This is a genomic window from Streptomyces pathocidini (genome assembly GCF_001418495.1).
Lineage (GTDB): Bacteria > Actinomycetota > Actinomycetes > Streptomycetales > Streptomycetaceae > Streptomyces > Streptomyces pathocidini.
Map to the genome: position 1 here is coordinate 1 of NZ_LIQY01000058.1, position 8,040 is coordinate 8,040.

Below are 8,040 nucleotides of genomic sequence, written 5' to 3' on the forward strand. Positions count from 1 at the left end.
CCCTCCCACCAGCGCCTCGGCCAGCCGCCGAGCGTCACCGGTCCCGCCGAGTATCAGCACGTGCATGCGGCCGATCGTCGCATCGCGGCCCGGGTTCCCGTGTGTCTTTCGTCGACTGGACGGAACATCCGGCGTCGACTGGACGGAGGACACGGCAGCGGGCCTCGGTTCACGTGTATCCCGTCGCTGCACTGCTCTGATCGCTGCACTGCTCCGGCAGCGCAACAAAGTGAGGGTGTGCAGACTCCAGTGTCTGCACACCCTCACTAACAGGCGCGTGTCACAACCTCACCGTAGGTCAGGCCTCAGCGCGGTTCCGGTTCCGACGGATCAGGAAGCCGCCACCGGCCGCTGCCAGGCCAGCACCCAGAGCGATTGCCGGGGCCACCAGAGGCACGTCGACCGGCTCCTCGACCTCGGGGACGTAGTCGTAGAAGACGCTGCCGACCTGGAATGCCTGGTCAACCTTGCCGGCTTCCCAGGTCTGGTTGCAGGCAGTGCCGTCGGAGTTCTTGGCCTGCGGCCACACGAGGAACTTGTAGTAGCCGCCCTTGTCGGCCTCCGGGAACTGCAGGTCATCCAGGCGGGTCGCCTGGGCGTACTTGTCGTAGTCGCCGTTGTTGTTTCCCATACCGGTGACGTCGACCTTCACCGGGTTCGGGGTCAGGCTGGACGGAGTCCCGTCCTCACGAACAAACTGGTAGTAGGCCTCGTCAGTGACATCACAGACGCCGGTGTTCTTACCAATTCGCTGGTTGAGCGCGTGCAGGATGTACAGGTCCCCCGGAACCTTGCCATCCTCCGTGATGTACCCGAAGCCTGCCGCACTGTTGGGGGTACCGCCCCACTTGGTGTCATACGGAAGCCGGGTCAGCGGCCGCGCCTTGTCTCCGGCGGTCTCCCAGTTGTAGGCGGTGACGGACAGCGCATCAGCCTTGGTGACCTCCTGCCTCACCTGCTGCTCGTCGACCAGCACCACCTTGATGCCGATGCCGTGACCGCCCGTGGACTCAAGTCCCGCGAACCGGTTGTCGTTCTTCCCGCCCCCGAGGTCGCCCTGGATGCTGAAGGTGATCAGGTCGTATGCGCCGTCCTCGGTGCGGCTGACGATCCGGCCGGTGTCGCCGGTGGTCATGTCTTCGTGGCCATTTACGATGGTCACCCGCTGGTCGACAAGGCCATCGCCGTCGTCCTCGAAGTACAGATCAGTGATCTGCATGCCGCTCGGCACGCGAATCACGCCGTCGTAGCGGAATTCACTGTCAATCCCGGCAGCGAACTTGGTGGACCCACCCAGGGTGGTGATGTCATCGGCAGAAACGATGGACACCTCGTCCGCCGCGGCAGCAGGGATGGCATTGAACACGGAGCCCACTGCGAGAGCTGAAACCGCGATGGCCGCGGCCTTCACGCGGGAAGAACGGAGCATTTTAACAAACCTATTCTCTTCGGTTTCGTTGACTTGAAGTCGTGCTCCAAAGCTTCACAGGTCACCTGGGGCTGTTCGCGTCAACGGCAGAGGAACGTCCCGGGAATAAGGCAACTGTGGTTGTCCACTTTCTTTTTCTTCTGTCCCAGAAAGTTGCACCTCGCCTAGCCGTTAGTGCGAGTCATGCAGTCGAGCCCCGGCTGACGCGAGACCAAGGGCGGTGCCGCCCGCCCGCAAGGCACCGGCTCCCGCCGAGGTCAACACGAACCCCTGCCCTCGCGAACCGCCGAGATGGGCGCACCATAGAGGGGAGGAATGCGGATATATCACCCATCCCCCACCCGCGAGGGCCGCGATGACCCGAACCAAAACCAGTCAAAGCCAGCCGCACGGCGGCAAGGCCTGCTTCGACGACGTCTACGACCGGCCCGACCCGCGCGGCTACTTCCGCACCCTGGGCGCGCTGGAGTACCAGACCCCGCACCACGCCCAGCGCGTGTTCCGCCGCCTGCTCGCCGCCCACACCCCCGTGACCGGGGAAGACGGTCCCGTGAGCGTCCTGGACCTGTGCTGCTCGTACGGCGTCAACGCCGCCCTGCTTCGCCACGACCTCACCCTCGGGGACCTCTACGAGCGCTACACCGCCCCCGATACGGCCGCCCTCACCTCCGAGGCGCTGGCCGACGAGGACCGGGCGTTCTACGCCGCCCGCCGCCTGCCCTCCGCCGCCCGCGTCATCGGCCTGGACGCGGCGCGCAACGCGGTCGCGTACGCCCGCTCGGCCGGGCTGGTGGACGCCGGGTTCGGGCAGGACCTGGAGACGAGCGACCCGAGTCCCGGGCTGTGCCGGGCGCTGGAGCCGGTGCGGCTGATCACGGTCACCGGGGGCGTCGGCTACGTCACCCGCCGTACCTTCGCCAAGCTCCTCCCCCAGATCGACGGCCCGGTCTGGGTGGCCGCGTTCGTGCTCCGCACGGTGCCGTACGGCCCGATCTCGGACGTGCTGGCGCGCTACGGGCTCGTCACGCAGAAGGCGACCTCCCGCACCTTCCCGCAGCGCCGCTTCGCCGACGCGGCCGAGCAGCGCAGCGCCATCGAGGCGGTCGAGGCGGCGGGCGAGTCACCGGCCGGCAAGGAGTCCGCGGGCTATTACCACGTGGATCTGTTCCTCTCCCGCCCCGCCGAGCACGCGGCGGCCTTCCCGGTGGAGGACCTGCTGGAGGGAGCGTGAGGCGATGACGGACCTGCCCGCCGGCCTCGGCGGGGAAGCTGCGGCCGGTACCTGGACGACGGCGTGGGTCGTGGAGCGGCCCGGGCCGATCGGCTCGGGCCCGATGCGCCGGGTGGAGCGCCGGATTCCGGACCCGGGCCCGTACGAGCTGCTGGTGGAGGTCGGCGCGTGCGGGGTGTGCCGTACGGATCTGCACCTCGCCGAGGGCGATCTGCCGCCACGCCGGCCGCACTGCACGCCGGGGCACGAGATCGTCGGCCGCGTCACCGCGACCGGCGCCGCCGTACGGGACGTGGCCGTGGGCGAGCGGGTGGGCGCCGCCTGGCTCGCGGGGACGTGCGGGGTGTGCCGCTACTGCCGCGCCGGCCGGGAGAACCTGTGCCCGGAGTCCCGCTACACGGGCTGGAACATCGACGGCGGCTACGCGGACCTCGCGCTGGTCGACTCCCGGTACGTCTACCGGCTGCCCGCGGACCTGCCGGACGAGGAGACCGCGCCGCTGCTGTGCGCGGGCATCATCGGCTACCGGGCCCTGGAGCGGGCCGAGTTGCCGCCGGGCGGCAGGCTCGGCCTCTACGGTTTCGGCGCCTCCGCGCACCTGACCGCCCAACTCGCCGTGGCCCGAGGCGCGACGGTGCACGTCGTGACCCGGGCGCCACAGGCGCGGCGGCTCGCGCTGGAGCTGGGCGCGGCCTCCGCGACCGGCACCGGTGTGCCGCCCGAGCCGCTGGACTCCGCGATCCTCTTCGCCCCGGCCGGCGATCTGGTGCCGGTGGCGCTGGAGGCGCTGGACCGGGGCGGAACGCTCGCGATCGCGGGCATCCACCTCAGCGCGATCCCCCCACTCGACTACGCGCGGGACCTGTTCCAGGAGCGGACCGTGCGCAGCGTCACCGCCAACACCCGTGCGGACGGCCGCGCGTTCCTGGCGGAGGCGGCGCGGGTGCAGCCGAGCGTGCGGGTGACCCGCTATCCGATGGACCGCGCCGGCCAGGCTCTGGCCGACCTCGCCGCGGACCGGATCACGGGCGTGGGCGTCCTGGTGCCGGAGGGGCGGGCGGGATGAAGCTGGCGCTGGCGGGGGACACGATGCTGGGCCGCCGCGTGGCGGACGAGATCAACTCCCCCGTGCCCGCGGAGCTGTTCGCGCCGGAGGTGGTGGCCGCGGCACGGGAGGCGGATCTGCTCCTCCTCAATCTGGAGTGCTGCGTCTCGTCGCGGGGCGCGCCCTGGCCCGACCCGTTCAAGCCGTTCTTCTTCCGCGCCCCGCCCCGGGCGACGGTGTTCCTCCAGGAGCTGGGCGTGACGTGTGTGACGCTGGCGAACAACCACGCCCTGGACTACGGCGTCGAGGCACTGGCCGACACCATCCGCCATCTGTCGGACGCGGGGATCGCCTGGGTGGGCGCGGGCGCGGACGAGGCGGCGGCCCGCCGGCCGGTGGTCCTGGAGCACGGCGGCGTACGGGTGGGGGTGGTCGCGGTCGCGGACCATCCGCCGGACTTCGCGGCGGCGGCGGACCAACCGGGCACGGCGTACGCGGACTTGCGCGAGGGGACGCCGGGCTGGCTCCGCGAGGAGATCGGTTCCCTGGACGCGGACATCACGCTCGTCGCCCCGCACTGGGGGCCGAACATGGTCGACCATCCGGTGCCGCACGTCCGCCGCGCCGCCGAGGTGTTCCGCGCCTCGGGCGCGACGCTGGTGGCGGGGCACTCGGCCCACGTCTTCCAGGGCGTGGACGACCATGTCCTGTTCGACCTGGGCGACTTCGTGGACGACTACGCAACCGATCCGCGGCTGCGCAACGACCTGGGCCTGCTGTTCCTCGTCACCTTCGACGAGGCGCACCGCCCCACCCGCCTGGAGGCCGTCCCGCTCGCCCTCGACTACTGCCGCACCACCCTGGCCGGGCCGAGGGACCGCCGCTGGATCACGGCCCGCTTCCGCGAGGCCTGCGGCGCCTTCGGCACGGAAGTGGCGGAGGAATCCGGCCGCTTGGTCGTCGCGTGGGCGTGACCGCCCTTCTTGGCGTCCGACCGCGTCCGGCGTGGCCAGATCTCGACGCTGATCCGCGCCATCCGCAAAAGCGGACGCGGAATTGATGCGCGACCGCTCGTGCATACGGTACAAAGGAGTTGTGCCTGCCCGGTGTGCATCCCCCGTCGCACCGGGCAGGCCTTTGTCGTTCGCTGCCGACCCGTACCAGAGCAGCCCCCAAGGCCCGACCGGTCCGCCCTACCGGCGGCGGGTGCGGCGGCCCGACAGGTAGAAGCCAGTGCCGATCAGGAAGAACATCACGAGCGGCACGACCTGGGTGACGGTGTAGGCGAGGCGCTGCCCCGACCAGCCCTCGGGGAGGGCGTCGTCGGGGTTCGCGCCCGCCAGCCAGTCGGTGGCGAACCCTGGGTAGAGGAGCGTGATCGCGCCCAGCAGGAGCAGGGCGACGGTCGCCACCGTGCACGCCACGAGCACGGGCATTCCGCCGGGAACCCTGAACGGCCGCGGCACGTTGGGGTATTTGCGGCGCAACACGAGCGCCGAGGGGAGGATCCCGATGTACGAGAGCAGGGTCAGGGAGAGGGTGAGCGCGAGCACCGCGCCGAAGTACTTGGCCGCGCTGCCCGACAGCTCGTGGGCGAGCACGCAGACGGCGGAGGAGATGGCGCCGGAGAGCAGATTGACGCGCACCGGGGTGCCGAACCGCGGGGAGAGAACGCCCAGCCAGCGCGGCGCCGCGCCGTCGTAGCCGGAGACGGCGAGCGCCCGGTCGCTGCCCATCAGCCAGGGGACGGCGCTGGTCAGCAGGGCGATGATGAACCCGCCCGCCGCGATGTCGGCAAGCACTCGACCGGCTCCGGTCAGGGTGACGGTGCCGTCCTGGGCGATGTGGCCGCCGTAGACGGTGAAGGCGGCGCGGATCGCGTCGAGGAAGCCGCTGAGCCCGCTGACGCTGCTGGTGGGCAGGACGACCAGGATGCCGAGCACGGGGAGCGCATACGAGGCGATCGCCACGGCACCGCTGCGGAGTATGCCGAAGGGAACGTCGCGCTGCGGGTCGTGCATCTCCTCGGCGGCCGAACTGGCCACGTCGAAGCCGACATAGTTGAACAGCAGCACGGGACCGAGCGCCAGGAAAACCGACCAGCTGGGCGCGAGGTCGCCGGCGGCGATGCCCTGCACACCGTGCTCGATGCCGTAGAGGACGACGCTGAAGGTGAAGAAGGCGAGCAGCACCATCCGTACGAGCGCGCCGAGCGACGGCACCCACTTGCCCAGCCTGAGAGAAAGGACGGCGGAGGCGACGCCGACCCAGATGAAGGCGAAGGTGAAGGTGTAGAAGCCGGCGCCGGTGAGCGGTTCGCCGTTCCGGTAGAAGCCCTCGACGGTGGCGACGGCCGTGACGGCCAGGGGGCCGCCCAACCAGACCGGGTTGGACACCCAGTAGAGGAAGTTGTTGACGGCGCCCGCGTAGTGGCCGAAGGCCATCCGCGTCCAGACGTACGGGCCGCCCTCCGCGGGGAAGGCGGCGCCCAGCTCGGCGGTGAGGAGGGCGGAGGGGATGTAGAAGAGGACGGCGAGGACGAGCAGCCAGGTGATGGCCTGCCCGCCGTACGAGGCGACGGATCCGACCGTGTCCAGGCCTACGAGAGTGCAGATCAGGAACAGGACGACATCCACACGGCCCAGCCCGCGGCGCAGTTTGGCGCGCTCTTCCGCTGCCGCCGCGGGCGGCGTATGGGAGGGGTCCTCGATGCCGCTCGGGGCAGCGCCCAGCGGGTCGACAAGCCGTCCGTCACCATGTTTTTCGGCCATTCCGGCGCTCCTTCGGCGTGGGGGTGTGCCGAAGATGGCAGTGACTGATGGTTCGATCAAGGCGTCGGACAGGATCACGGGCAAAGGTCCGCACCAATCCCGTCTCACCGCGCCTGAGGTGCCTGGGGAGTTGGGCGTGCCTCGTACATCGCCTCGATCTCCCGGGCGAAGGCCTCCTCCACCCGCCTGCGCCGGAGCTTGCGCGAGGGGGTGACCAGACCGCTCTCCTCGGTGAAAGGAGTCGAGAGGATCCGGAAGGTCCGGATCGACTCGGCCTTGGACACCAGGGTGTTGGCGGCCGTGATCGCCCTGCGCACCTCGGCTCGCAGATCCGGGTCGGCGGCCGGATCACTGGCGTGCACGGGCGGCTTGCCGCGCAGCGACAGCCAGTGCCGTACGGCCTCCAGGTCGAGGGTGACCAGCGCCGACACGTACGGCCGGTCGTTGCCGAGGACGATGCAGTGGTCCACCAGCGGGTGCTCCCGTACGCGCTCCTCCAAGCGCACGGGCGAGAGGTTCTTGCCGCTGGCGGTGACGATGATCTCCTTCTTGCGGCCGGTGATGGTGAGGTAGCCGTCCTCGTCGATGGAGCCGAGGTCGCCGGTGGCGAGCCAGCCGTCGCACAGCGCGGCCGCCGTGCCGTCGGGGTCGCCGAGGTAGCCGGAGAAGACGATGGGGCCGCGCAGCAGGATCTCGCCGTCCTCCGTGAGGCGCACGGCGGTTCCGGGTACGGGCGGGCCGACGGTGCCGTAGCGGACCCGGCCCGGCGGGTTGGCGGTGGCGGCCGCGGTGGTCTCCGTCAGGCCGTAGCCCTCGTAGATCGTCAGCCCGGCCCCGTCGTAGAAGAGGCCGAGCCGGCGGCTCATGGTCGAGCCGCCGCTGACGGCGTTGCGCACCCGGCCGCCGAGCGCGGCGCGGACCTTGCTGTAGACGACCCGGTCGAAGAAGCGGTGCCGCAACCTGAGCGCGGCGGTCGGCCCGGGCCCGGTGCCGAACGACCGGCGCTCGCGCGCCTCGGCGTAGCGCACCGCGGTCTCAACAGCCCGGTCGAACACGCCCAGGTTCCCGTCCTGTTCGGCCTTCGCGCGCGCGGCGGCGAAGACCTTCTCGAAGACATAGGGGACGGCGAGGACGAACGTGGGCCGGAAGGCGACGAAGTCGGGCAGCAGCGCAGTGGCCGACATCTCCGGCTGGTGGCCGAGCCGCACCCGGGCCCGCACGGCGCCGACCTCGACCATGCGGCCGAAGACGTGGGCGAGCGGGAGGAAGAGGAGCGTGGAGGGCTGTTCATGGTGGTGGGACGCGAAGATCGGCTGCCAGCGGGCGATGAGGTTGTCGCACTCGGCCATGAAGTTGGCGTGCGTGAGCACGCAGCCGCGGGGGGTGCCGGTGGTGCCGGAGGTGTAGATGACGGTGGCGACCGCGCCGGGCGTGACGGCGAGGCGGTGCCGGTGTACGACGCCGTCCGCGATCCGCTCGCCCGCGGCGCCCAACTCCTCGACGGTCCCGGCGTCGAGCTGCCAGACGCGGGCGAGCGCGGGCAGCCGGTCGACGACCGAGCCGA

6 protein-coding genes are annotated in these 8,040 nt (G+C 70.8%); 3 read left to right on the forward strand and 3 right to left on the reverse strand.

The window, feature by feature from the left end; translation table 11 throughout:
• Positions 1–298: 298 nt before the first annotated feature.
• Entirely contained in the window at positions 299–1,429 is a 1,131-nt protein-coding gene (locus tag AOK16_RS03830; RefSeq protein ID WP_157859094.1) for a hypothetical protein, read from the reverse strand.
• Positions 1,430–1,784: 355 nt separating this feature from the next.
• Between AOK16_RS03830 and AOK16_RS03835 the strand changes: the two genes are divergently transcribed.
• From AOK16_RS03835 to AOK16_RS03845, 3 genes are read left to right on the forward strand one after another with little or no spacing between them, the layout of a single operon-like run.
• Positions 1,785–2,660 carry a hypothetical protein gene (locus AOK16_RS03835; RefSeq protein ID WP_055470788.1) on the forward strand — a complete coding sequence of 292 codons (876 nt, stop codon included), beginning with the start codon at positions 1,785–1,787 and terminating at the stop codon, positions 2,658–2,660.
• A 4-nt stretch (positions 2,661–2,664) separates the two neighbouring features.
• Positions 2,665–3,726, forward strand: coding sequence for a zinc-dependent alcohol dehydrogenase family protein (locus AOK16_RS03840; protein ID WP_055470789.1), 1,062 nt, complete (start codon positions 2,665–2,667; stop codon positions 3,724–3,726).
• Positions 3,723–4,679, forward strand: coding sequence for a CapA family protein (locus tag AOK16_RS03845; RefSeq protein ID WP_055470790.1), 957 nt, complete (start codon positions 3,723–3,725; stop codon positions 4,677–4,679). The genes AOK16_RS03840 and AOK16_RS03845 overlap by 4 nt, the downstream gene beginning before the upstream one ends.
• Before the next feature lie 219 nt (positions 4,680–4,898).
• Here the strand turns inward: AOK16_RS03845 and AOK16_RS03850 are convergent, their stop codons facing one another.
• Together AOK16_RS03850 and AOK16_RS03855 are read right to left on the reverse strand one after the other, a co-directional pair.
• Positions 4,899–6,476: an APC family permease gene (locus AOK16_RS03850; RefSeq protein WP_079101033.1), complete on the reverse strand. Its 1,578-nt coding sequence runs from the start codon at positions 6,474–6,476 to the stop codon at positions 4,899–4,901.
• A 104-nt stretch (positions 6,477–6,580) separates the two neighbouring features.
• A partial coding sequence (locus AOK16_RS03855; RefSeq protein WP_055470791.1) for an AMP-dependent synthetase/ligase occupies positions 6,581–8,040 on the reverse strand: 1,460 nt, incomplete at its 5' end.

Excerpts from the sequence above, each read along its gene's own strand:
- AOK16_RS03830 (WP_157859094.1), bottom strand. The coding sequence starts at position 1,429 with ATGCTCCGTTCTTCCCGCGTGAAGGCCGCGGCCATCGCGGTTTCAGCT.
- AOK16_RS03835 (WP_055470788.1), top strand. The coding sequence starts at position 1,785 with ATGACCCGAACCAAAACCAGTCAAAGCCAGCCGCACGGCGGCAAGGCC.
- AOK16_RS03840 (WP_055470789.1), top strand. The coding sequence starts at position 2,665 with ATGACGGACCTGCCCGCCGGCCTCGGCGGGGAAGCTGCGGCCGGTACC.
- AOK16_RS03845 (WP_055470790.1), top strand. The coding sequence starts at position 3,723 with ATGAAGCTGGCGCTGGCGGGGGACACGATGCTGGGCCGCCGCGTGGCG.
- AOK16_RS03850 (WP_079101033.1), bottom strand. The coding sequence starts at position 6,476 with ATGGCCGAAAAACATGGTGACGGACGGCTTGTCGACCCGCTGGGCGCT.